General features: G+C 60.1%; 22 protein-coding genes and 1 pseudogene. 6 read left to right on the forward strand and 17 right to left on the reverse strand.

Annotated elements, in window-relative coordinates; all coding sequences use genetic code 11:
* Positions 1-2 precede the first annotated feature (2 nt).
* Positions 3-1043: an LLM class flavin-dependent oxidoreductase gene (locus NKH03_RS19115; RefSeq protein WP_352969797.1), complete on the forward strand. Its 1041-nt coding sequence runs from the start codon at positions 3-5 to the stop codon at positions 1041-1043.
* Between the two features lie 601 nt (positions 1044-1644).
* Here NKH03_RS19115 and NKH03_RS19120 read toward each other — a convergent pair.
* The 16 genes from NKH03_RS19120 to NKH03_RS19195 form a co-directional block, all read right to left on the reverse strand.
* A complete protein-coding gene (locus NKH03_RS19120) occupies positions 1645-3537 on the reverse strand; it encodes an ABC transporter ATP-binding protein (protein ID WP_023736290.1) in 1893 nt (630 codons plus the stop codon).
* Between the two features lie 22 nt (positions 3538-3559).
* Positions 3560-5404 (reverse strand): ABC transporter ATP-binding protein, encoded by a 1845-nt coding sequence (locus tag NKH03_RS19125; RefSeq protein ID WP_352969799.1) that lies wholly within the window; start codon positions 5402-5404, stop codon positions 3560-3562.
* A 72-nt stretch (positions 5405-5476) separates the two neighbouring features.
* Entirely contained in the window at positions 5477-6382 is a 906-nt protein-coding gene (locus NKH03_RS19130; protein WP_352969800.1) for an SIR2 family NAD-dependent protein deacylase, read from the reverse strand.
* Positions 6383-6415: 33 nt separating this feature from the next.
* Positions 6416-6628, reverse strand: a complete 213-nt coding sequence (nifT, locus tag NKH03_RS19135) for a putative nitrogen fixation protein NifT (RefSeq protein ID WP_023813715.1) — start codon at positions 6626-6628, stop codon at positions 6416-6418.
* On the reverse strand, positions 6625-6942 hold the full coding sequence (locus tag NKH03_RS19140) for a nitrogen fixation protein NifZ (RefSeq protein ID WP_023736294.1): 318 nt from the start codon (positions 6940-6942) through the stop codon (positions 6625-6627). Before NKH03_RS19140 ends, nifT begins: the two co-directional genes overlap by 4 nt.
* Before the next feature lie 96 nt (positions 6943-7038).
* Positions 7039-7233, reverse strand: coding sequence for a 4Fe-4S dicluster domain-containing protein (locus NKH03_RS19145; RefSeq protein WP_023672218.1), 195 nt, complete (start codon positions 7231-7233; stop codon positions 7039-7041).
* Positions 7234-7264: 31 nt separating this feature from the next.
* Positions 7265-8743, reverse strand: coding sequence for a nitrogenase cofactor biosynthesis protein NifB (nifB, locus tag NKH03_RS19150; protein WP_352798752.1), 1479 nt, complete (start codon positions 8741-8743; stop codon positions 7265-7267).
* A 239-nt stretch (positions 8744-8982) separates the two neighbouring features.
* Positions 8983-10746 carry a nif-specific transcriptional activator NifA gene (gene nifA / locus NKH03_RS19155; RefSeq protein WP_502913529.1) on the reverse strand — a complete coding sequence of 588 codons (1764 nt, stop codon included), beginning with the start codon at positions 10744-10746 and terminating at the stop codon, positions 8983-8985.
* A gap of 179 nt (positions 10747-10925) precedes the next feature.
* Complete coding sequence (locus NKH03_RS19160; RefSeq protein WP_023678245.1) at positions 10926-11225, reverse strand: ferredoxin family protein; 300 nt, start codon at positions 11223-11225, stop codon at positions 10926-10928.
* 11 nt (positions 11226-11236) lie between these two features.
* A complete protein-coding gene (locus tag NKH03_RS19165; protein ID WP_352969801.1) occupies positions 11237-12544 on the reverse strand; it encodes an FAD-binding protein in 1308 nt (435 codons plus the stop codon).
* Positions 12545-12553: 9 nt separating this feature from the next.
* Positions 12554-13663 carry an electron transfer flavoprotein subunit alpha/FixB family protein gene (locus tag NKH03_RS19170; protein ID WP_023760372.1) on the reverse strand — a complete coding sequence of 370 codons (1110 nt, stop codon included), beginning with the start codon at positions 13661-13663 and terminating at the stop codon, positions 12554-12556.
* A 17-nt stretch (positions 13664-13680) separates the two neighbouring features.
* Positions 13681-14532 (reverse strand): electron transfer flavoprotein subunit beta/FixA family protein, encoded by an 852-nt coding sequence (locus NKH03_RS19175; protein ID WP_352969802.1) that lies wholly within the window; start codon positions 14530-14532, stop codon positions 13681-13683.
* 188 nt (positions 14533-14720) lie between these two features.
* Positions 14721-15101 (reverse strand): nitrogenase stabilizing/protective protein NifW, encoded by a 381-nt coding sequence (gene nifW, locus NKH03_RS19180; RefSeq protein ID WP_352944822.1) that lies wholly within the window; start codon positions 15099-15101, stop codon positions 14721-14723.
* The gene (gene nifV / locus NKH03_RS19185; protein ID WP_352969804.1) at positions 15098-16306 is read right to left on the reverse strand and encodes a homocitrate synthase; all 1209 of its coding nucleotides are present in this window, start codon (positions 16304-16306) and stop codon (positions 15098-15100) included. The genes nifW and nifV overlap by 4 nt, the downstream gene beginning before the upstream one ends.
* A gap of 25 nt (positions 16307-16331) precedes the next feature.
* On the reverse strand, positions 16332-17498 hold the full coding sequence (gene nifS, locus NKH03_RS19190; protein WP_352969805.1) for a cysteine desulfurase NifS: 1167 nt from the start codon (positions 17496-17498) through the stop codon (positions 16332-16334).
* Positions 17499-17942: 444 nt separating this feature from the next.
* Entirely contained in the window at positions 17943-18263 is a 321-nt protein-coding gene (locus NKH03_RS19195) for an iron-sulfur cluster assembly accessory protein (RefSeq protein WP_023760376.1), read from the reverse strand.
* 684 nt (positions 18264-18947) lie between these two features.
* On the opposite strand from NKH03_RS19195, the gene NKH03_RS19200 reads away from it, so the two are divergent.
* The 5 genes and pseudogenes from NKH03_RS19200 to NKH03_RS19220 form a co-directional block, all read left to right on the forward strand.
* Positions 18948-20030, forward strand: a complete 1083-nt coding sequence (locus tag NKH03_RS19200; RefSeq protein ID WP_352969807.1) for a hemin-degrading factor — start codon at positions 18948-18950, stop codon at positions 20028-20030.
* Between the two features lie 844 nt (positions 20031-20874).
* Positions 20875-22092 carry a cytochrome P450 gene (locus NKH03_RS19205; RefSeq protein WP_352969808.1) on the forward strand — a complete coding sequence of 406 codons (1218 nt, stop codon included), beginning with the start codon at positions 20875-20877 and terminating at the stop codon, positions 22090-22092.
* A 35-nt stretch (positions 22093-22127) separates the two neighbouring features.
* A complete protein-coding gene (locus NKH03_RS19210; protein WP_023802013.1) occupies positions 22128-22319 on the forward strand; it encodes a ferredoxin in 192 nt (63 codons plus the stop codon).
* 358 nt (positions 22320-22677) lie between these two features.
* Positions 22678-23286, forward strand: coding sequence for a nitrogen fixation protein NifQ (locus tag NKH03_RS19215; protein ID WP_352612198.1), 609 nt, complete (start codon positions 22678-22680; stop codon positions 23284-23286).
* 264 nt (positions 23287-23550) lie between these two features.
* Positions 23551-23658: pseudogene (locus NKH03_RS19220) on the forward strand (ABC transporter permease); the annotation flags it as partial.
* 314 nt (positions 23659-23972) lie between these two features.
* Here NKH03_RS19220 and NKH03_RS19225 read toward each other — a convergent pair.
* Positions 23973-25430 (reverse strand): hypothetical protein, encoded by a 1458-nt coding sequence (locus tag NKH03_RS19225; RefSeq protein ID WP_352969810.1) that lies wholly within the window; start codon positions 25428-25430, stop codon positions 23973-23975.
* Positions 25431-25494: the final 64 nt, after the last annotated feature.

Genomic DNA, 25494 nt, shown 5'->3' on the forward strand with positions numbered 1-25494 from the left:
GAGTGACAAACGTCTTTCCTTCAAACCTAGCGTTCGGCATCTTCGATCATCTGGACGAGGATGGCCTCGACATCGGTCGGCAATACGAAGATCGCCTGATATTAGCAGAGGCGTGCGATCAGCTAGGGTTCTATGCCTATCATCTCGCAGAACATCACTGTACTCCCCATGGGAGAGGTCCATCGCCGAATCTGTTCTTATCGAGCGTCGCCCAGCGCACCCGGCGCTTGCGTCTCGGACCCTTGGTGATGCTGCTTGCGCTTTATCATCCGCTGCGTGCGTTCGAAGAGATCTGTATGCTGGACCAGTTGAGCGGTGGCAGGCTCGAACTGGGCATAGGGCGCGGTGCTCTCCCGATCGAATTGGGCTACTTCGGGATTGGTGCGGACGCGGTGCCGGGCCGTTATGCTGAAGCCAGCGAAATCCTCATGGAAATACTTGTTAATCCGATGAAGGTCGGCACGCTATGCTATCAAGGCCGCCATTTTGATCTCAATGACGTTCCTTTGACGCTAAGACCTCATCAGCGTCCACATCCGCCGACATGGGTTGCTGCCAATCGACCCGAGTCCGCAGCTTGGGCGGCTGCGAATGGAACCAATATCGCGTGTGTAGGACCTTCCTCTTCTGTTCGCAAAACTACTGATGCGTTCCGCGCCTATCGAGAGGACAACGCTGGCGCGGGGGATCAGGCGCAATTTATCGGATTGCTCCGCATGGTCGTGGTTGGGCGTTGTGACACACATGCCTATTCGCTCGCGGCACCTGCTTACGAACGCTGGCTCAAGAGCTTCCAATTCCTTTACGAGCTTAACGCTATCCCCACTCCACCAAACCTGCCGCTGACCTTCGATGCGGCAGTCGAGAGTGAATTGTGCGTGGTAGGATCAGCAGAATCTGTGCGAAAAGCTCTGTTAGGTCAGTTGGAAGAGGCAGGTGCCAACTACCTGCTTTGTCAACTGGCATTTGGAAATCTGCCGCTAGATGCTTCCCTGTACACTGCGACGACCATTCAATCCGAAATCATGGCTCGATTTGGCTGACCATGAAATTCGCGGTCTGAGGTTGAATCGTTGTACAGCGCTCCCTCACATCCACGTGCTCGAGCGTGCACGTGATGGGGACGGGCAATCGGGAGGGAGGCCAAACTGACGACGAGCCGGCGGCACAGAATACCAGCTTTGTGCGTTGGCTGGCGTCCGGGCCATCGTGTGAACCTGCATGATCCTAAGGAGATGATGGCCGAGCGCGTCACGATGCAGGCACGCGTCTGCTCGTCGCGCTCGCGCTATCCGTTGCCCATAGCCCGCCGCAGAGGTTCTTCTCGCCCGGGGCGGCGTCGGTGCGGCGCCTCCAGCTTCATCAGCGGCCCGGCGGTAGCAAAGCCGCCACTCGCTACGGCGCTGTTGAGGGCGCGCTCGCGAGCGGCTTTGCTACGCCCAGCCACCAACGGGAGCGAGCTCGCCCGATGATGGGGTGCACCGCGGTCGGGATACGATGCTGAAGGAAATCGTTCGCAGCCGGTCTTCACGAACTGCGAGGAGTGCTTGTCCTTGAATGCTGCCTGCTGGCCGTCTGCGGTGGCCTGAGTGGTCCGCCGACACGCCCGAAAGTCAACGCCACTACCACAAGGCCGCCAAAAACTCAGGTCTGGGAGCCAGCTTGGACGGTGGTCTCGTGTTCGGGGATGTCGTCGAAGGAGGCGTAGTTGAGATAGTAGAGTTTGGAATACAGGCCGCCCATAGCTATTAGCTCATCGTGGTTGCCAGTCGCAACAACTTGGCCATTCTGAAGCACGATGATGCGGTCGGCCCCCCGGATCGTGGCGAGACGGTGGGCGATGACGAGGCCAGTCCGCCCTTCAAGCAGCTTGATCAGAGCCTTCTGAATCTGCAATTCCGTATAGCTGTCGATGTTGGCGGTCGCTTCGTCGAGCACGAGGATCTTGGCGTCAGCGACGAGGGCGCGGGCGAAACTGATAAGCTGGCGCTGGCCGAGAGATAAGTTGTCGCCGCGTTCGCCAAGTTGGGTCTCATACCCGTCGGCGAGGCTCATGACGAAGTCATGCGCGCCGACCGCCTTCGCCGCCTCGATCACCTTGTCGCGCGTGGCTTCCGTCTTCTGGTATCGAATGTTCTCGAAGACCGTCCCGGTGAACAGGAATGGCTCCTGCAGCACCATGGCGACCTGGCGGCCGAGCGATTCCTGGGTGAGGTCGCGCACATCATGCCCGCCGACCAGCACCTGACCCTGCTGAACATCATAGAAGCGGTGGACCAGGGCCATCGCACTCGATTTGCCAGAACCGCTCGGTCCGACCAGTGCGACCGTCTCGCCGGGATTGACCCTGAAGGAGACATTTTTCAGAACCGAACGGTTCGGATCGTAGCCGAATGTGACGTCCCTAAACTCAACCGAGCCGTCCATTTCGGGCGAAAGTACCTCGGCATTGGGTTTGTCCTGAACATCGATCTTGACATCGAGCACATCGGTCAGGCGCTTGCCTGAGGCCATGGCGCGCTGCATGATCGAATATTGCAGGGTGAGTGAGCGGATCGGGTCAAAGAAGCGCTGGATGTAAAACAGGTAGGCTACCAACACGCCCACATCTATACGGCTATTCACGACCATCGAGCCGCCGACCACAATAACGGCGGCCAAGGCGAGGCCGGTGAGGCCATCGACGATAGGCACCATGACCAGTGCATATCTGGCAGCGATCAGTTGGGTCCTGAGGTTGGCATGGGCCCGGTCGTCGAAAAGAATGAAATTCACCTGCTGGCGATCCATCGACTGTATGGTCCGCACGCCGTGAATGGCTTCGGCCAGCGCGCCATTGACGACGGAATTGGTTTCGTGTGCAGCCATGAAGGCGTCGCGGGCACGCGGCAGCCAGACAATGCGGACGATCACCAGGATCGGCAGAACCGACAGCGTCAGGAGGCCGAGGCGAAAGTCGAGCCACAGCATTACGAAAACGATGCCAAAGAGAAGTGCAACATCGCCTAGGGAATATACCGAGGTTTCCAGGAACTCCTGTATGGAGTTAACGTCGCCTTGCAGGCGCGACATCAGGCGTCCGACCTCAGTCTTGTCCATGAAAGAGAGCGAAACCTTTTGCAGATGGCCAAACATGGCGCGGCGGATGTCGAACAGGACAGTTTCGGCAATTTTCCCATCCAAGGTTTCCTGCATGTAACCGGCGGCGAAATTGACCAAAATCGCCGAAAGGAACGCGCCGACGGCCGCAAGCTGGGCTGAGCGATCGCTCGCTGCCGGGTTCATGCCCTGGTCGATCGCGTAGCGGATGATCAAGGGGATGAGAAGCTGCGTCCCGGTGAAGATCAACATCGCGACAATCGTGACAACTACCTTTGCCCGATAGGGATGGACGAAGCCCCAGATCCGGCGGAGGATGCTCTTGTCGAAAGCCCGGCCGAACATCTCCTCCTCGATCCGGTGCGAGCCGACGACCGCGCGCGGAGGGCGTCTGCCGTCGTCACGTTCGGCTTCGAGTTCGCCGGGGCCCTGGTCCATCAGCGGGCGCCCCCATACTGGGTCATATGCTATCACCTGGGCGCGTCTGGAGATCGTAAAGGGCCCTGTAGCGTCCCCGCTTCGCCAGAAGCTCTTCATGCCTGCCGCGTTCTACGATTTCGCCGTTATCGACAAAAAGGATCTGATCGGCATGCATAAGCGCACTCAGCCGGTGCGCGATGATGATCGTCACCCGATCCTTGGCGAAGCGCCGCGTCGCCGCGCGAATGCGCTGCTCGGTGCCGGCATCGATCGCGGCCATCGAGTCGTCGAAAACGACGACAGAGGGGCGCAGCATCATGGTGCGAGCAATCGTGAGACGCTGGCGCTGGCCGCCAGAGAGAGAGACGCCGCGTTCGCCCACGACCGTCTCATACCCTGCTGGGAGCCCGAGGATGTAGTTGTGGAGCTGGGCGAATTCGCCAGCGCGTTCAATTCGCTGTCTCTTCGCCCAGGGGTCGCCATAAGCGATGTTGTTCTCAATCGTGGTGGTGAACAGGAACGCATCCTGCTGTACAACGGCAACCGCCTTGCGAAGGCTCTCGAGGGTGACATTGCGTATGTCCTGGCCGTCCAACGTGATGGCGCCACCGGTCACGTCGTAAAAGCGGGGGATCAGATGAGCCATCGTCGATTTGCCGGAACCCTGCGGACCGACGATCGCGATCGTCTCGCCTCTCCGGGCCTCAAAGCTGAGGTTCTTCAGAATGGCGCGGTTTTCGACATTGGGGTACGCAAATGAGACATTGTGGAAGCGCAGAGTGCCGTCGCTTATCACAAGCGGTCTGGCCTCGAGAGCATCCCTGATCGTGATCTCCTGATCGAGGAGACCGAAAAGCCGCGAACCGCAGCTGGAAGCGCGGGCAAAGGCATTGACCATGAGGCCGATCTGGCGGACTGGCATTTGCAGGATGGTCATGAAGGTCAGGAAGGTCGCCATCGTTCCGACGCTGATCTCGCCAGCGATGAGCTTGTTGCCACCGATCCAAAGGACCAATCCCATTGCGAAAAAGAAGGACAAGGTCATCGCCGACGTGCTGGGTACGTAGATGTCAACGAGATCGTTGGCGAGGCCGAGCGCGGTCTTGGAAGCGCGGTCGAACTTCAGCATCTCATAGGATTGAGCCGCAAAAGCGCGGACCACGCGGATGCCTGCGAGATTTTCCTTCATCACGCGGCTTAGTACCGAAAGGCGCTCATAGAGGTCGAGCCAGGTGGCGCGCAGCCTAAGCTGTGTGGTCGATGAGCGCCAGGCGACAAAAGGCACGAAGCTCAGCGCGACCAGGCCGAGCATGAGATCGATCGAGATCATCATGTAGGCGCCGATCCCGATCAGCATGGTGAGCAGGACCACGCGAACGAGCGCGGTGGAAAAATACATCCGCACGCCTTGGAGATCGAGCATTCCGATGGTGATCAGATCGCCTGAATGGACCCGATCGTGAAAGGAAAAGCTGAGACGCTGGATCTTGTCGTAGTAGGCGAGCCGCAGTTCGTACGCGACATGATGCCCGACGGCTTCGGCAAAATAGTTCTGCGCCATCGTGAAAAGGCCGCGTAGCGCGCTGACGGCGAGCAGCAGGAGAGCCGGGGTCCAGAGCGCTTGTCCTGCCGCGCTCCCGGCGACACCGCCCCCGATGGCTGTCTGGGCCTGGTCGACAGCCCGGCCGAGAAGCTGGGGAATGAGCAACTGGAGGATTGCCGCCATGATCGTCGAGCCCATAGCGAAGGCGACCTGCCAGGGATGCCGAAAATTCATGCGCGTTATGCGCAACAGCGTACTCAAATCCCGGCCCCAGCGCGCCGCTTCAACATGGGTCAACGAATTCAGAGCGTTCGTTGCGCTGCCGACAGCATCACTGTTCACGGGTGTATTCCCGACTGCATTTTGCGCCTTCGAGGAAAGCCGAAGGACGCATCATCAAAGGCGACCGCCATTTTAATCCTGTCCACAACCTGCAGCCTTGCCCGTTCCCAGAAGCCGAGCCGCCGCTTGACTAAGTGGCATGTCGATCACCGTGATTCCGCTTGCCGCAAGGAAACGCGCTTCGTTTCTGGTCAGGGTTTCCGCGTCCATTACGGTGCAATAGGGACCGCGGGAGCGCTTCATGATCTGTCTGGCGTAGGTGCGCAGCATTTGATCGTTGAAGCGGCAGCCAACGAAGAAAAATCCACGGGTGATGCGCCGTTCCTTCACCACGTCAGGGATAGGTGTCTGGATATCAATTTCGGTCAGGACTTCGACATAGTCGGAATCTGCGACGAGAAAGTTTTGCGAGGGCCTACTACTCCCGTGAGGTGCATAGAGGACCGTCTTTGCCCCCGATCGGGCGTCGAGCTCCCTCCCGGACAAATCGTAGGTTTTTGTCCAAATGTTGCCGATTTCGTTCGCCCGCGTGACGCCTTGTATCTCAACGACGTCCGTTCGGCCGGTCTCCTCGAGAGCCGTGCGCATCGCGTTGTCATACCAGCTGTCGATGATGAGGGAGAGCGGCAGCCTTGCGAGCCAGGCGTGGAGGAGGGTTGGCCTCACCGGCGCTGCGAATATCTCGGTCATCCAAGCTTGAAGCGTCCGGCGATGCCGGCGCTGTTCGATGAACTGCGCAACCGACCACATATTGGTGCGGATCCTGGAAGGGGCGGGCGCCCGTGCATTGAGTGCCGCGGCAACGACCTCCGGAGTATGCGGCACAGGCGGTTCCGCACAGTTGAACCCAAGAAGACCCGGACCGAGATAGGGGATCACCTCATCGGCGGCGAGCGCTGCCTTCGCCAGGTCAAGCAGCTTATCGGCAAAACTGTCCCGCACTATGACAAGGTGGCCCGATGTCAGGATCGTATTCATGCTCGTTTCCTCGCGACGCACTTAGCGGCAGCATCAGTCCTCTTCGGAAACCTTCCTTGCCTCGACAGTGATCGGCAGACGCGTATCCCGTGGGAGATCGGGTAAGACGAGCCGCCACCCGTTCCGGAGCGTGATAGTTCCGCCCCACAACTCTTCCTTCTCAAGCTTGATGATCGGCTCTTCGAGGTCTTTTTTGGGGACATACGCCGACAAGCCAGCATCGGTCCTGCGGATCATGACTTTCATCTGGCCGTCCCTTCATTGGAATTGCTTTCAGCACTGCAGGACTCGGCTTTCTCGAGGCTCATCAGTTCACGCGCTCGCATGCCGACGACGGTGCCACGGTCGATCCACTCGACCGCATAGATGAAGAACTGCTGGAGAAAGGTGCCGATGTCGCGCACATATCCCTCGTCGCCCTTGCGCACGAGATTTTCGCCGATCTCCCTGCCAGGATAGGTGCCGTCATTCTTTATGTGGCGAGTGGCACGTACCCGCTCTCCCGGCATGAATCGTGGAGGCCTGCGGATTTCGATCTCCTCTTCGCGTCCGAGCGACATGTCCGTTCCCTGATTTCTCTTGCGGCTGCAGGTTGTGAACACGGCGTTGCAGGCGTCCTGCGTAGGCAGCCCCGCCCATGTCGGCAGCCCATGTGGTCACGCAGGAACGCAGGTCTTCGGCACCGGACATACCGAGGCACATTGCTGCGCATCGAAGACCCCCTCGCATTCGGTGCACTTCTGTGACTCGATCACGTAGCTCTCGCCTTTGAACTTGATCGCGCCGGAAGGACATTCGAATTCGCAGGCGCCGCATTGGGTGCATTGGGATGCGATGATCTTGAAAGCCATTTTAACTCCTGGTCCGAATGGATGAGACAGCTCAGGCCGTCGCCGCGAGTGCGGGGGCCCCTGACGCGGCGGTGTAAATCGCGCTGATTGCCGTCTCGATATAGTCATGGGCACAAGCGTCGGTGGCTCTGATTCCAGCGTCCGCGAGCTGATCCTGCGGGCAAGTTCCAATCCTGGCGCACAGCACGATATCTATGCCTTGAAGGGCTGCGACGATGCCACCGAGGGCGGCTTCCTTGCCCAAGCCGCCGAGGCAATACTTCTCCACCTTGCGATGCCCGACAAAGCTGATCCCTCTCGGCGAGGCTTCGTAAACCTGGAATTCCTTCGCATGGCCGAAATGTTCGTTGACGCGGCCGCCGCCCTTGGTCGCCACCGCGAAGAGGACGGCTTTGCCGGGCCTCGCTGCCTTGACCAATCCGATCGCTTCACTTCTGGCCGCCACGTGATCACGGCGCTCCTGCGCGACCAGCTCCCGATAGGCGTTACGCTTGCTGGCATCGTAGGTGACCTCGCCGGGAATCCGGTCGGCCCTGAATTCCTGGCCACGATCCTCGCCAAGCATGCCGACGGCATCTGCCCGGCACTGCCGGCAGTGGCGCATCAACTGGGCGCCGCCTTCGAGACGATCCTGAAGAGCCTTCAGCTCCATTGCGTTTGGGCCGCGCTGCCCACTCAGTCCGTAATGCGTGCCGTGCGCCGGGTCCGAAATCAGCGGCATGAGGTTGTGCAGGAACGCGCCTCGCTCCTTGACCCATCTATTCACCTCGATCAGATGCTCATCGTTCACGCCAGGAATCATCACCGAATTGATTTTGGTGAGGATGCCGCGCGCGGTCAGCATCTCCAGGCCCAACATCTGCCGCTCGTGCAGCATCCGGGCGGCTTCGAGGCCGACGTAGCGGCGATGGTCGTAAAAGATCCAAGGATAGATCTTTGTACCGACCTCAGGGTCGACCATGTTGATGGTGATCGTCACGTGATCGACATTCATGTCGGCAAGCTCATCGACATGGTCCGGTAGCGCGAGCCCATTCGTGGAGATGCAAAACTTGATGTCTGGGATTTCCCTGGCGACCCTGGCGAAGGTCGCCTTCGTCTTCTTCCAGTCGTAACAGGCATCGCCCGGTCCGGCGATGCCGAGCACGGAAAGCTGCGGCACCTCGCTGGCGACCGCGATCACCTTGCGTAGCGCCTGGTCGGGCGTCAGCTTTTCAGAGGCCACCCCAGGCCGGCTTTCGTTGGCGCAATCATATTTGCGATTGCAGTAGTTGCACTGGATATTGCAGCCCGGCGCGACCGCGACGTGCATGCGCGCGAAATAGTGATGCGCCTCTTCTGAAAAGCAGGGGTGATCCTTGATCTTCTCCCAGACAGCCGGATCCGTGTCGTCGGGCTTTGTCGACGAGCCGCAGGACGAAGAGGCGCAGCCACCAGCTTTCATGGTGCCAAGCAACTGGTCACCGAATGTCGTGCTGAGGCTCTCAAGCGAAATTGCCGGTGCGGACATGAACGGCTCCGTTGCTGCGTGATGTCGCAGTCCAAAGCGCAAGAGCTATGCCAGCTCAAAGAGCTGTTTCGGTTCACGAATAGGCTTGTCGTGTCAGATTCCTTCGGATTGCTCCGACAAACCTTTGTCGGGCTTACGACAGTGGACACGCAAATAGGGTCGCGAGGCTAGCAGCCTCGGGCGCGCAGAGTGTGAGCGAGACCACTCCGGGCTGCTTACGGTTGACGTCATCACGACGTCTAGAATTTCTTCACCACGATACCATGCCGGCGCAGGGCGTAGCCGACTTGCCGCGGCGTGAGGCCGAGGATACGAGCCGCCCTGGCCTGGACCCAACCGGCCTTGTCCATCGCGTCGATCACCCGGTCGCGTTCCGCCAGACGCGGGGGACAAGCGGGATCGTTCGGATCGCCGGCCGTAAGGGGAGATATCTTGCCTGTGGAGGCACCGATGCAACTGGCCGGCAGCCGCAATCCGACCGGCACTGCGTTGACCCGTGCGAGATCGTCGATGGCATTGCCGCCATTCGAGCGGTCGGCTCGCTTCCAGAGGAGCCAGGAAAGGCACTGGCCCTTCTTACAGGCGAAATCGGATGGAGTGATCGTCCTTGAGCGCGCAAGTGTGGCCGTCCTTTGGACGCAGTTCTCCAGCTCGCGGACGTTACCAGGGAAGTAACATTGCGAGATCAGGTCAAGCGCCGGCGCCGCGAAGGCTAGTGCGCGATCGTTCTCCTTGTTGAACCGGTTGAGGAAGGCGTTCGCAAGGCGTGCAATATCGCCGGTTCGCTCTCTGAGCGGAGGCAGGATAATTGGCACGACATTGATGCGGTAATAAAGGTCGGCCCTGAACTCCCCTTTTATGACGGCCGCCTCGAGGTCCTTGTTGGTGGCGCATATGAGGCGCACGTCGACCTGTAGCGTTTTGGTGCCGCCGACTCGCTCCAACTCGCCTTCCTGCAAGACACGCAACAGCTTGGCTTGAAAGGCCGGCGAAATCTCGCCGATTTCATCAAGTAGCAGCGTTCCCTCATTTGCCAATTCAAAACGACCGGCGCGCTGGGAGATAGCACCCGTGAAAGCGCCCTTTTCATGCCCAAACAGTTCTGACTCCAGAACGCTTTCAGACAGTGCGGCGCAGTTCAATTTGACGAAAGACTTCTTCCTCCGACGTGAGAGCTTATGGATGGCCTGCGCAAAGAATTCCTTGCCGGTGCCGCTTTCACCCCGAAGAAGCACGGTGGAATTGGTCCCTGCTACGACCGAGACGGTTTCGAGCACCTGCTTGAGTGCGAGGCTTTCCCCGATGATCCCGTCGATTTTGGCATCCGCATGCCGGGCAGGGTCGTAGGTCCTCCCCTCGTTGGGCGATTTCTCCCGTCCCGATTGCTCATGGCCACACCGCTGACGATCTGTACTCAGGGCGCGATGGAGGCGGATGGTCCGGCCGACAAGGTTGGCGACCATCGTCAGGAAATAAATGTCCTCGTCGTCGCGAAAGTCGGTGGCGCCGTCTCCGGCGCGGTCGATCGACAATGTCCCAAGGATATCATGATCAGCCTTTAGCGGGATACCGATAAAGGCAATTGGGATGATTCCGATGCTCGAAGACGTTTGAAGGTCAGCCTGAAATAGTTGGGACTTGCGCACGTCCGGTATGAAGAGCGGCGTCCCCGCAGCGACGATTTGATCTGTTACGGCCTGTGGTATGACGCGGCGAGTGCCTGATTGATGTACGTGGGTATTGCCGGCAGTCGCGGCAATCTCCAGCTCTCCTTCAGCGTCCAGGACGACGATTGCTCCGTGACGCATCTGCAGAAATGAAGGCAGGACGTTCACGACATTGGCGAGCGTAATCTCCAGCTCGCTGGGGGCGGTCAGCACCTTCGATATCTCGTAGAGTCCTCTGAGCGCGATATCTGATTGGGGCATGCTTTTGATGGGCGGTTCAGGGCGGGTCTCCCGAGGTCCAACCTCGTCGACCCGATCTTGCGGTCCGTGGGTCATGGAAACACCTCAGGGGTTGTCGTCCAGAGTGCTCCTCCTTTTTTATCTGAATTCTGAAAGCACAGTATTCACGAGCTTCTCTTCGTCAAAGCGACGATCGAAGCAAAGAAAATAGACTTGGCGTTGGGCGAGACCTAAATTGTATCAAGATCAACCCTCTTAATACGTGCGTGCGTCGGTCATCCGAATTTGAAGAGGACTCCGAAACCGCCGCGTGGATAGTTCCACTCGATCTCGCCACTGGTCTCACACAAAATCCGGCAGGTGCCGCACTCCATGCAGCCGTCAGCAGTGATCTCCACTTGACCTTTGTCGTTCAACTCATAACATTTCGCCGGGCAGACGTGGGTAAGCGCGAGCAAGTTCGCGCTTGGCCTCTCGTGCGGTCGCACTTTGATATGCGGGCGGCCGGAATCCACCAAGTAGCGGTTCTGGTAAAGCTTGTCCTCGACACGTGACTTTGTCACTGCGATCGTCATTTCGTCTCCCTTCAGCGCCACGCCAATGCAAGGCGGACCGCGTCGCTGACCAGCCCCCAACGCGAGCGCGCCTTGATGAAGGCCGCCGTGGTCGCCTTTTCCTTCTCGATCTTCGGCGTGCCGTCGACACGCATGAAGTTCTGCGCGGCTTGCGACATCAACCGCGGATAAGTTGTGAAGTAATTGCAGGAATTGGTGTGGAGCAAGGCCGGCATATCTTTGTATTTCTTTAGGTCCTTGACCACGAAGGACTTGTCCAGCATGGCTTTGTAAAGAGCGAGATTTCGTTTGGTCATAGGAGCGTTGCGGCTGTTGACCTCGATGATTGCCTCAGCCGCGATGCGGCCGGAGGTCATGGCGAGGTTCGAACCCTCGCGGTGAATGGCGTTGTTCAGTTGCGCGGCATCGCCGACCACGACCCAACCGTCGCCAAACAGCTGCGGAATAGCCTTGTAGCCGCCTTCGGGAATGAGGTGTGCGGAATATTCTTTCACTTCCGAGCCGGCGATCAGCGGCCGGATCGAAGGATGGCTCTTTAAGGCATCAAGGAGAACGTAGGGGCTCTCGACCATCGCGGCAAAATCGGAGACGAGGCAGCCAATGCCCAGTGAGATCGACTCCTTGTTGGTGTAGAGGAAGCCGAGCCCGGCCATGCTGCGGGAGGTCGTGCCCACCGCCTCGATCACGCAGCCTTCATCGCCCTTGAGACCGAACCGCTGCTCAATGACCTCTTCGGGCAGGAAATGCATTTCCTTGACGGCGAGCGCCACGGTTTGTGGCTTCGGCATCTGGCGCAGGCCGGCTCGCGTGCCAAGCAGTCCGCAGACACCTTCTGCGAGAACGACCACGTCCGCGTAGATGGCTCCGCCGGCCCGATCTGTGCGGACGCCGACCACCCTGTCCTTGGCGTCACGGATGAGCTCCGTCACGGTCGTCTCGCACAGAACCGTCGCGCCGGCCTCGCGCACCTTACGCGAAAACCATTTGTCGAACTGGGCACGGATGATTGTGTATCGGTTGGGCTTGGCCTCATTGAAGTCGTCCGACCGATAGTGAATCCCGGTATGGGATGTGTCGTCCATCACCCAAAGCCGCTGTTCAACCAAATGCCGCTCGAGAGGCGCATCGTCCCTGAAATCCGGGATGATCTTCTCCAGCATGTTCGCGTACATGATGGCACCTTGGACATTCTTGGAGCCCGGATATTCACCGCGCTCCAACTGCAGCACCTTCAGGCCATGGCTGGCCATGGTGTAAGCAGCTGCGTTTCCGGACATGCCTGCCCCAACAACAATGGCGTCGAAGTTTTCCTCGATCATGTCCGTCCCTTAGCTCGCAAGCTTATCGCGACTGTGGGGCGACAGCCGCCGGGTGAAGGCTTCCGTCAGTGCGGGCAGGAAGCGGATCGCGTCGGTGACGATTCCGAGGTGAGCGAAATCGAAAATCGGCGCGTTCGGGTCGGTGTTGATGGCCACGATGAGATCCGCCCCCTCGACGCCAACCCGATGCTGGACGGCGCCGGAAATCCCGGCCGCTATGTAAAGCTTCGGCCGGATGGTCTTGCCAGTCTGGCCGATCTGCCGATCAGCTGGCATCCAGCTCTTCTGGACCAACGGGCGCGAACAGCCGTGCTCGGCGCCGATTGCTCGCGCGAGGTTCTTCACAAGCTGCAGGTTCTCCGCCGCGCCAAGACCAAGGCCTCCCGCAACCACGACGTCGGCATAGGCAAGGTTTGCCTTCGCCGACTGATTGTCCGGCAGGAAGCCGAGGACTTTGGTAGCGATCTCGTCCTCGGCAAGCGAGAGCTTGTGCCGGATGACACGCCCGACCGGTTTATCCGTCCGCTGCGGCATGGGCATGACTCTTGGCCGCACTGTCGCCATCTGCGGGCGGAAATTGAGCGTATAGATCGTGCACAACAAGGAACCGCCGAAAGTCGGGCGCGTGGCGGCGAGCGAACTGTCGGTATCCACATCGAGTTCGGTGCAGTCGGCCGTGAGCCCCGTCTGCAAGGTCGTCGCCACGGAGCCGGCAAGATCCCTGCCGAGTGTGGTGGCACCGAGAAGAAGGATTTCGGGTTTGTGGGTATCGACCAGATCCGTCATCGCCTTGGTGAAAGGCTCGTTCCGATAGTCGGCGAGCAGGGGCGCCTCGGCGATGTAGACAAGGTCAGCACCATAAGCGAATGCTTCGGCAACGGCGTTCCCGACGGCCTCTCCCGGCGGTCCGAGCACGACGCCTGCAAGCTGGACCTCAAGCTTGTCTGCTAATTTGCGGCCTTCGCCGAGCAGTTCGAATGATACGGGATGGACCTGGCCGCGTTCGAGCTCGATGAAGACCCAGACGTGGCGGTAGTCCTTGAAATGGGCGGGCAGCTCCTTCTTTATGCCGGCGCGGCCGGCGGCAGGGCGAGGGGTTTCTCGGTTCGCGGTCGACATCGTTTTGCTCCTTGCCGTCACGCGCCGCCGTTGAAGGCGAGCTCATGTTCCAGCGCCGGCTGGCGGGTGAAGATTGCGGTGATGAGTTCGTCAGCGACATCGCGCAAGGCCATCTCGGCGGTGTCGATTATTGCCGCCTTTTCAGCTCGAGCAGGAGGGGCGAAAACACGCTTGACGACCGTCGGTGAGCCGCGCAGGCCGCATTTGGTGAGATCCTCGATGCCGGCGTCAGCCGCACTCCATTTCAAGACCTGGCTGCGCGCGGCGCACAAGGCGTCGTGGATCGAGCCCCGGCGGATCTCGTTTGTGCCTTCTAGCATGGTGATGAGACAAGGCAGCCTGCTCTTCAGCATCTGTGTGCCGCCTTCGGAGCGGCGCTCGACCTTGATCTCGCCTGCAGCAAGGTCAATAGAGGGGATCTTCGCGACATAGGTCAGTTGCAGGAGTCCGAGGCGCTTGGCGATGCCGGGCCCGACCTGGGCGGTGTCGCCATCGATCGTCTGCTTGCCGGTGAAGACGAGGTCTGGCGTGCCGAACGTCTCGCCGACCTTCGCGATTGCCTGGGAAAGGGCGAACGAGGTCGCCAGCGTGTCGGAGCCGGCAAAATAGCGGTCGGTCAAGAGCACCGCTCGGTCGGCGCCGTAGCCGAGCGCCTTGCGCAGCGCGTCCTCTGCCATGGGCGGACCCATGGTGAGCACAGTGACTTCGCCGCCATAGGCATCGCGCAGTCTGAGCGCTTCTTCGAGGGCGAACAGGTCGTAAGGGTTGATGATGGTCGGAACACCCTGGCGCATGATTGTGTTCGTCACCGGATGGACCCTTATCTGTGCCGAGTCCGGCACCTGCTTGATGCAGATTACGATGTGCATTGGCGGTTTCTCTAGGCTCCTGTCCGGGTGCGGGCATTGTCGGTTATCTCCTTGATCCGCATAATTCGTGCCAAGTCTCTTGCGCTGCCCCCTTTCCTACAACTTCGGCTGGTTGCTTCTGACGGCGCTGTGGTGATGACCGGATTTGTCGGCTGCTCGACATTGTCGCGTCGCACCCTTGTCGCCGCTCATTCCCGTCCGAACCGCTTCAGTACCGAGTCGAACGGGACAAAGGTGTGACCCGGCGCGGCAGGTTTGTTCGGATCGTGGTCCTTGAGCACCTTGAAGACCCGATGCGTGAGCGGCGAGGAAATCGCAAAGTCCTCGTAAGCGCGTTCGAGCGTCGCGCGCACCCTCGCGGCAATCACCTGGTCGGGCAGACCGGAGAAATCTTCTTCGGCAAGGTATTGGCCCACGCGCTTCATGATATGGAGCCGCGAGACATTCAGCACCTTCGGGTCATAGGCGACGCCAAGGACTGAGAAGAACTCCTCCGCGGCCGACAGGCGCTTCAGTCGTGCGAGGATGTCTGTGACATCGATGGGGCGGCTGTCAGCGGAACAATTCATTGCATTCTCCCTGGTCGCAAAACTGTGGCCTTTGCGCGCGCGCGCACGGCTGACCTGGACCCGCACAGCTCGAACAGGGACGCCTCGCTGCACATTTTATCGTAGAGCTCGACCAGTTGAGTTGCAGTGAGCGTCGATTTGGTCTCGGCCGCCTCGCGCCGGACGCGGGCCACCATCGCGGCTGCCAGATCCGGGTCGAGATCGCGACCGCTTTCGCTCAGCACATGGGCAATCGCAGTGGCGCCGGAATGCTTGCCGATGACGATCCGCCGGCAGCGGCCCACGAGAGCCGGATCAAGCCCCTGATAAGTACGCGAGTCCTTCAGCAGCCCTGCGACGTGAATGCCGGATTCGTGGGTGAAAACATCGGCGCCGACGACCGGCTTAGTGGCCGCGGTCTGCCGGCGGGCGGCCCAGGCCACCTCGGCGGCGAGGCCGGGCAATGCGGTCAGCTCGATGCCGGTATCTGCGCCGCCGAAGACCGCCATCGCGGCGGCCACCTCTTCCAGCGCGGCATTGCCCGCACGCTCGCCGAGCCCCAGGACGGTGACGGAGGCATGGCGCGCGCCTGCGCGGATCGCGGCTAGCGTGTTGGCGACAGCAAGTCCGAGATCGTTGTGCGCATGAAATTCAAGGTCGATTGGAGACTGCGCCACGAGCTGGGCGACAAGTTCAAAGGTCGAAAACGGGTCGAGAACACCGACCGTGTCGGCTAGCCTGACGCGGCTTGCGCCGGCGCGTGCAGCCGTCTCGATGACGCGGGCGAGATGATCCCGATTGGCCCGCGAGGCATCCTCGCAGCCCACCGCGACAAAGAAGCCGGCGGCGGCGGCGCGCCTGACCATATGATCGATGACCTGGAGCGCCCCCGCCTTGTCGAGGCCGAGCTTGGCGGCAAGTTGGATGTCCGACCCTGGCAGCGATAGATTGACGGCGTGGACGCCGCTCTCGATCGCTGCATCGAGATCCAGCGACGTCATCCGGCACCAGGCCATGAGCCGAACCGGGAGACGCCGCGCGACCACGGCGCGAATTGTTTCGATCTCGTCGGCGCCCATGACCGGCGTGCCGATCTCGATCTCTGTCACGCCGGCCGCCGCAAGAGACTCAGCGATCTCCAGCTTTTCCGTCGTGGTAAAGGCGACGCCCGGCGCCTGCTCGCCATCGCGCAAGGTCGTATCGTTGAGAGAGACATGACGGGTCATGACCGGTAGCCTGTTCTTCTGCCGCTCACGCATAGACCGGATTACCCGGCCCAGAACCGAAAAAGCTGCGCAGCTTCCCCACGATTGCCGGCATGACCTCGAGCACCCGGTCGATATCCTCTTCGCTGTTGTCCCGCGCCAAGGAGAAGCGGACTGCCGCGTGCGGCGTTTTCATCGCGCTTAGGACATGGCTTGGTTCCAGAGAGCCGGAGGTGCAGGCCGAGCCAGAGGAACACGCGATGCCAATGCGGCTGAGGAGAAGTGGAATTCCATCACTGTCGACATGTTCGAAGGAGATGTTTGCGGTGTTGGGCAACCGTTGCAGGGGATCACCAGTGACACAGGTGCTTGGGATGCGCTGGAGGATCCCGCCCTCCAGGCGATCGCGGAGCGACTTTACCCGTGTGGTCTCGTCGTCCATGAATTTCAAGGCGAGTTCGGCCGCCGTGCCGAGCCCGGCTATGCCGGGCGTATTCTCGGTGCCAGCACGCCGGTTGTGTTCTTGGTGACCCCCCTTGATCAGCGAATGGAAGTTGACGCCACGTTTTACGAAAAGGGCACCGATCCCTTTCGGCCCGTGCAGCTTGTGGCCGGAGAGCGACAGCATGTCGATTGCGGTCGACTTCAGGTCCATCGGAAGCTTGCCGACCGCCTGCACAGCATCCGTATGGAAAAGGGCGCCCACTTCCTTGGCCAACTCGGCAAGCCTGGCCACGGGGAAGATCACACCAGTCTCGTTGTTCGCCCACATTATGGAAACGATTGCCACCTGTGGGGTGAGGGCGGCCATATAGGCGTCGAGGTCGAGCCGGCCACGGCAATCCACCGGGATCCTGTGCACCTTGACGCGGCGGGTCTTCTCAAGATGCGCGCAGAGCGTCAGCACGGCGGGATGCTCGACCGCGGACGTAACGATCTCGGTTCGGTTGGGCGCCGCCTCGAGCGCTGAAAGAAGCGCTGCATTGTCGCTTTCTGTCCCACCCGAGGTGAAGGTGATCTCATCGTCGAACTCCGCGCCGATCAGCGCTTGCAACTGCCTCCGCGCCTTTGTCACCGCCGCACTGACTGAGGCGCCAAGAGCGTGCGCCGACGAAGGGTTGGCGAATTGATCCCTAAAGAACGGCAACATCGCTTGCAGGACCGCAGGATCGACCCGTGTGGTTGCGTTGTTGTCGAGGTAGACAGGCTTCATAGGTGCGATCCTCAGTTGACCAGAATGACGCGGCGCGGACCGACTCGTTGAGCCTCTGGCGCATGCCGTTGATGATAATGGGCCTGAACTGGCAGCCCGCGCAGACGCCCGGAGTGTTTGACGCAGACCGGATCTCCGTCGAGATGGACATGTTCGCAGTGGCCGCCGTCAGCCCGCAGGTAAGGACGGCCCGAACGCGATAAGGTCTTCGATGAGCCGAATTTGGCACAGCAGCGCGATCTGTCCGCAAGCAGCTCGGGTGACACCAGGACCCGGGGTGTTTCGGGAGGCGACGTTCTTTGCATCCTACTGGAAGCGAATGGCGGTCCCGAGATCGGCTTTGACCTTGTCTTGTTCTTTAGGACGGGGACATCTGTTGTGCCGGCCATATAAGTCTCCTCTGCCGCAAAATCAGTCCGTCGGCCGCATAGGCGCTTTGGGCGTTTAACTGAAGGACTTGCCGCAGCCGCACTTCTCGCGCGCATTGGGGTTATCGAAGACAAAGCCGGAAGATTCGAGCCCGGTGAGGAAGTCGACGGTCATGCCGGCGACATGGGGTTGGGAGCCCGTGTCCACGAACAGCTTGATCCCATCTGTGTCAGTGATCGCGTCGCCCTCGCGCGACACGCTCTCCAGGCCCATTAAGTATTTGAAGCCGGCGCAGCCGCCGGTCTCGACCATAATGCGAAAGCCTTCCGCCGGCTCGCTGGCGCGGGAAAGAGCAGTCTTGAAGGCGGCAACAGCGTTGTCGGTGAGCGTAATCATGGCTCCATTCTCCTCAGTCCGGGACCTGCTTGCGCATCACGTCGCATGCACCGTGCCAAAGCGAAGAAACGTTTCAACACAGCGCGGCATCTCTGACACTGCCGTGCTTCTTGTGAGTGCATTGCTGCGAAGCTGTCGGCCAACCGACACGTACTGTCGGGTTTGTCGGGATCGCCACGAGGGATGTTGGGCCTGAGTTCTTGGTTGAACTCACATCAGCAAATACAGAACGTCTTCTGAGCTTGCTTCGGCGCAATTGGCACGGTTTTTGAAGCTCCGTTTAGGCGAGGCGGCAAGAGTATGCCGATCCACAATCATGCCGTGGGTGCCCTCGCGATGGATGGGGCGAAGCAAGGGGGCAACATGTCAGGACCGGGTCAGATACGCCTTGTTTGGCAAAGCAGCGCCGCCCGTGGCATCCGAATGCCCGCCTGGCCGATTGCGACAACACCCACTCGCTCACCACCGCCCAGTAGCCGCCGACAGGCTCGATGCGATGCTGCCATCGGCATGTGCATGCTCGCCGGTTTTCGCGCGGGTGCGACGCCGTGCGCACGCTGTCCAGCGACACTTTGTTCATGGGCCAGCAGCAGATCAGGGGCGAGCATTACGGCCGCCCTATCGCCTGAAGATTCCCCGGCAGGGCAGCTGATCCTTACACGTAGGTAGAACCAGGGGTAAGACATGGACCAGCGCGAGAAACCGTCGCCCGACGAAATACGGCGGGCGTGCAAAGACAATCCGAAAATCCGGGAGCATGATCTCGCCGCTCGATTGGGCATTTCGGAAGTCGAGTTGGTCGCGGCGCATTGTGGTCATGGCGCGGTGCGCATCGAGCCGCGCGTCGATGATCTGCTGACCGGCCTCGAAGCGGTCGGCGAGGTGATGGCAGTCACCAGCAACGAAAGTGCCGTGCACCAAAAGATCGGCGTCTACGGCAAAGTGGTCACCGGCAACCAGCATGCCATATTGCTCGGCGACGGGATCGACCTGCGCATCTTCCCGAAAGCGTGGGCGTATGGCTTCGCCGTCGAGAAGCGCGAGGGAGCCGAGATCCGCCGCAGCCTGCAATTTTTTGATGCCGCCGGCGAGGCGATGCACAAAGCTCATCTCAGGCCCGCCTCGAACCTGCAGGCCTATCAGGATTTGACGGCAGAGCTTGTATCCTCCGATCAGGAGCCGATCATATCGCTCGAGCCGAGCGGCGCGCGCGATAACGCAGTGAGTCCGGACCACGCCGCCACGGTCGACGACCTACGCGAGCACTGGGGCCGGCTAAGCGACGTGCATCAGTTCTACCATATGTTGAAGACACTGAAGCTCAGCCGCTGCCAGGCTATGCGTATGGCCGACGAGGATAACGCTTGGCTGCTCGACAATGATGCCGTTGGCGCCCTGTTCCAACAGGCGGCCGAAGACGAGATGCCGATCATGTGCTTTGTCGGCAATCGTGGTTGCATCCAGATCCATTCCGGCCCGATCAAGTCGGTCAAGCAAATCGGGCCGCGGATCAATGTGCTCGACGAGACCTTCCATCTGCATCTTAGGACCCATCGCATCCGCGAGGTCTGGGCCGTGCGCAAGCCGACGAGGGACGGTCACGTCACGTCCATTGAAGCCTATGGCGCGGACGGCAAGATGATCATCCAGTTCTTCGGCAGGCGCAAGGAAGGCGAACGCGAGGGCAGCGACTGGCGGTTTCTGGCCGAGAGTCTGCCATGTGTTCCCGGTCCGGATGTGGAGAGTGCCGACAGGCCCTCGGATTGAACCGGCCGCCATAGGACTCGGCAGCACGTTCCGACAGCGGCTCGCGAGGAATTTAGGTCCATGTGCGGAAAGGCTTGCCTTCATAAGCGCATACGGACGGTTGGGTGTGCACGCCGGAATAGACCGCATCGATACATCAAGCTCGTCGCGGCCGGACTGCTGCGCACGAGTGCATCGCCGTCTGACCGAAAATCCTTGCAGCGCCTGCGAGCGATAAAACGCATACGCCATCAGCGCCGAACCGAAGCGCGGCTCGACCTTGTTGATATTTCCGATCATCTCGCGCAAGCGCCGTCGGGTCTTCTCGGACCGCACCCGATCCTTGCGCTGGATCGCGTCCGTTGCTCAATCCGGGCCGTGCGAGCGATCTACTCGCTCGTCGACCGGCAGGCTGTGCAGCAACAGCCAAGCCGAACAGCCCGATGTCGCGGACTCGACAAAACCGACCACGGATGACGGTTGTCGGACGTTGTCCTAAGAATGATGGACAGGTGATCACAGCGGCGGGCCCAGCGCAGGCTGGCATTGCTTGGTGCAGCGCTATGGGTACGCCTATCCGGCACGCGACTTGCTTCGACAATTTGATCAGCGGGCAGAGGTGATTGACCAGTCTCTCAACCCTAACGGGGATAAGCGGCGGCTTTGCTTCATGACCGGAGCGCGGCGGAGATGCCCCTTCTGATCGACTTCGCAACCCATCTCATCCGCGCTGGTGCAGGTGGGCTGTATCAGGCGACAGAATCTAGAAGGCGCCCGACAAGAGACGTGCCCATGCTGGAAATCGACTTTATGAACAGCGGTGCAATCTCGATCGAGCCATGAACGCCAATGTAGAGAAAACAAAATGGCGACCAACCCCGTTCCAGATCATGTCCCGCCCGAAATGGTGAGGGATTTCAGCCTGTTTACATCGCCAGGGATGCCACCAACACTCAACGGGGATCCACACGCAGCTGTCGCTCGCGTTCATGACGGGCCTCCGATCTTTTACTCCCGCTACAACACGCAAGATGGCCGGGGTACCTGGGTCATCACCCGTGCCGTGGACCAGCGGAAGGTGCTGCAGGACGCAGAGACTTTTTCCAGCCATCGCAGCATCTTCTCCTCCATACTGGGTGAAAACTGGCCGACGATCCCGCTTGAGCTCGATCCACCGGCCCATGGCGTCTTTCGCTCACTGCTCAATCCGCTGCTTTCGCCAAAGCGGGTGTTGGCTTTGGAACCGGCTGTCCGCGAACGGGCGGTCGAGCTGATCGAAAGGATCGCCGCGTCGGGCACAAGCTGCGACGTGATGAAGGATTTTGCCTTTCCTTTCGCGGTGAGCACCTTTCTTCGCTTTCTGGGGTTGCCCGATGACCGACTCGATACATTCGTCCGCTGGGGGAAAGATCTGCTCCACGGCGACGATAAGGAACGACCTGTGGCTGCCCGGACGATCGTGGCATTCATCGACGAACTTGCAGCCATGCGCCGCCAGGAGGCGGTTGACGATTTCATGACCTTTATCGTGCAGGCACAGGTCGAGGGCCGCCGGCTGACGGACACCCAAGTCCGCGGCATCGGCGTGCTTGTCTTCGTCGCTGGGCTCGACACGGTCGCAGCAGCTATAGGCTTTGACTTGGCGTACCTCGCGCGCAACCTCAAAGATCAGCAATTGCTGCGGAGCGAACCGGACCGCATCCCGCTCGCAACCGAAGAATTGCTGCGGGCCTATCCGCCCATTCAGTTGATCCGCGTGGCTACGAAAGATATCGACTTCGAAGGCGCGCCGATCCGGAAGGGGGACTATGTTTCCTGCGCCACGATGATTGCCAATCGTGACCCGGCGGAATTCGAATGCCCCAACACAATCGATTTGGAGCGGGAGGACAACCGTCACGCAGCGTTTGGCTATGGTCCCCACCGTTGCCTTGGCTCACACCTTGCGCGGCGGGAGATTGTCATTGGCCTGGAGGAGTGGTTGGCGCGCATCCCGGCTTTCAGGATCAAGCAGGGTACGGCACCCATAACCTCTGGCGGCCATGTGTTCGGGATCGAAAATTTGATCCTGGACTGGTCCTAGGCACGCCCCGAGCCACAGACAATGGAGGCAGCGCCATGCGCATCATCGTCCAAAATGCCAAATGCCAGGGTCACGCGCGATGCGCGGCGCAAGCGCCGGACATCTTCAAGCTTGATGACGAGGGTTACATCCTGCCTGGTGACATTGAAGTTGCGGAAGGGGAGGAGCTGCCTGCATCGCGAGGCGCGCGATCCTGTCCTGAACGTGCGCTGGAACTCACCCGCTGACGCTTTGAACCGGACCTCATTTAACCGAGAGTCTGGCGGGCCTGAATGGGGTCGACCATTTGGCCGCACTGGAAAGAACAGCACGCGACCTCTGTCCCAGCACAGTCCACGTCCAACTCCGCGGGGGCATTTCCGGCGCCGAGGTGCTCCCCATGAGGCGCAGACGGCAGGGCGGGGGCTCGCGAAACGCCTCTGCCAATCACAGAATTTGCGACAGAGCCGATGGAACAGACGAAAATTGCCGAACTACTCGACCGCGAGGCGATCCGCGACTGCGTATCCGAAGAACTGCCCGACCCATGTTGCGGCAGGCCGGGTCTCTGCATGAATTGATAGGGACAAACCAGGAGAACGCACCATATTTGCTCAACATTATGCCCGGCTCAGCACCGGCCAATCGCCGCAGATCGAGCTGGACCAGCATGTGCTTGCCTGTGTGCTTTCACGTGCGCTCGAGGAGATCGAGGCCGGCGAGGCGACTGTGACGGAGGCAACCGGACTTTCGCGCGCCGAGCTGCGCGATGTCCTGTCCCGCTGTTTTCCTGCTATTCCTATCAACGCGTTTGCCTTGAAAGAGGTGAGCGAGCCCGAGCCGGATCTGGAGGAAGAACTGCTGCATGGACTGCTGTTGGCGCATGCCCGTCCTGGCGACCCGACGAGCGCCCGCTTCGCCAGGATCATCGCCCGGCGTGCCATGCGCAATGACCACCTCTGGCAGGAGCTTGGCCTTTTTAATCGGACCGAGCTCGGCCGCCTGCTCGCCTCGCATTTTCCGACGCTGGCAGCCGGCAACACCCAAAACATGAAATGGAAGAAATACTTCTACCGCAAGCTCTGCGAGGCCGAAGGTTTTTCGCTGTGCAGCGCGCCCAGTTGCCGGGAATGCAATGATTTCGAAAGCTGCTTCGGCCCGGAGGAAGGCGAAAGCCGGCTCACACGGATCAAGAACGGCATCGCCTCGGATTGAGAACCGCTTTCGTCTGTCGTACAGCCGCAGCGCTCGCGCCGCGCCATATGTCTCTTACGAACGTCGACTGACGCCTTCGGGGATTGAATGCTGTGCCTGCTGTCCGATTAGTCGCCATGCTCACTTCGGCGGGCGCCGTCATGATGGCGGTGCGGGATGCGACCCGCACTATCGCCGCCGACCAACTGGTGTTCTCCGGGCCGTTGCTGCTCGCCTGCCTGGCGGTTGCGGCGCCTGGGCGGCCGCGGTTCACCGCCGTCATTGTTCGCGCTGGTGCACAGTTTCGCCTCGATCACCCATTGGGGCGGCCAGATTGTCTCCGGCGTCGCCATCAATTTCGTTGCTGCCGGTTCCGCCATCATTCTCGGCCAGGTTCCGGCGGCGCGCGCGCTGGGGTTCCTGGAAGCTTTTCGAACTTTCTGGGTCGCGCCTCAGCCCGAATTGCGGGTGCTCATGGACAACGTAGGGCACTAGATTCGGTTCTTGGATAATTGCGACGGTGTCGACCTCTGGCACGGGTGCCTTGCTGATAACGCGCGTTAGCACGCTCCTCCAACTTCTTTACGTCGTCAACGCCGGGCAAGAGTTCACCGTCGGTTAGATTATCCGTTCTCGCCTGACTAGACGATTCCGCTTGACCGATGCCATAGAGCGCGTCGCATGAATCCGTTTTGACGCGACGCACTTTAATTCAATTTGCGAGACGATTTTACGGTTTTTTGCCCAGCAAGGGCGTTCTTTCGGCAAGCCTGGAACCAGTGTCTTCTAGCAATTTCTACAACCTCTGAAATGGCCTCCTTGCCGGAAACGTATTTTGCCGCGTTTTCAGACGCCAGTTCATGGAAGCGTCGCTGGTCCTTCTCAAAGAGTTCGACGATCGCCGCCGCTTTGGTTGCGGAGGTTGGCACCTCAATGTTTCCGACCAAGCCGAGTTGGCGCAACATCGACACATAGCGCACCCGCTCATACGACTTCAGGTCTACGGCTTTGGTTTTCGTTCGTATCGTTCCCTCTTCAAAAAGCGGGCGCGACACTTGGATCGAGGCGCCTGCCGGGATGTTTACCAACTCCAAAATCTCTTCGTTTGGCAAAAAAGCGCGCGGGAAAAGAGAAACTAGATGTTCCAATTCTTCCCACACGCGCTTGCCGGCTGTTTCCGCTGGGCGCTGGTTTCGATTTAGCCCCGTGACATTCATTTGGCGGCGGTTAACCCGCATCTGGGCCTCAACATCTTCGATGTTGCCGCGCCATCTGCCATAGCTGGCATATAGCGGATCGAGAAAGGCGGCGGCGAGGCCGCGAGACATTCCCAGCGCGACGAGTAGCGAGCTATCGAGGTCGCGCCTGAGCTGCAATACGTTCCCCGTTCGCGACGGACATGGCAGCATCTCACCATTCTCTCGGATCGCTTCGAAGGCAGCCAGCACCAATTTTCGTCCTTGCTCGTCGAACAGACGAATATCAGGCACCTTGATTTTGCGAGCGGCGGGCGGGCCAACATCAAAAGCCCCTTCCACGCCAGTTGCGACACCTTCAATAAGGCGGCCCATCGCCGCAAACGTGCTGTTGAGCACGGCGCCAATAAGCTCTGAATTGTTTTTGTCGATCGGCTCTGCCCCCACAAAGCGGCCGTTCAGAACCGCCGCATGCGGATTGTGCCAGGCCCCATAGTCATAGGCAGAATTGTAGGGGAGTACCCATTCGCTTGTGACCAAGGAGCGAACCTGCACATACCAGCCAGCGTCACTGCCGTTACTTTGCACAAGCTCGCCCTGGTGGATCCCGATTAGCTCACCAAGACGCACATACTCGGCCAATCCGTGACGTAGCCTGCCTGACTGCGGGCACAGGTATAGATGCTTCGTGTCCTTCGAAACAGCGAAGAGCCGCGTGTCGCCGACGAATAGCTGATGGGGATTGAGAATAGCGGGACGCAAGTCTGCAGACGCGATTTCCCCACGCCAGCCATCTTGGCCTTCCACTAGAATAATTCCGCGGCGGGACAAAAGCTCCCCGCCAGAACTTGGATTCGGCAAGCGTTCGACGAAGAAAAACCCATCCGCCCCCGTCTTCAAGCCGAGCTTCACGGTGGCAAATGTATGCAGAGGGACAAAGTCCTCCCGCACGGCGAGTTGCAAAGCCATCTTTGGGGCGCGTAAGAACCGAGCTCGCCAAGCCGATCCTGCGTAGCCGACGGCAGGGCTGTGA

Source organism: Mesorhizobium sp. M1406 (genome assembly GCF_040317555.1).
GTDB lineage: Bacteria > Pseudomonadota > Alphaproteobacteria > Rhizobiales > Rhizobiaceae > Mesorhizobium.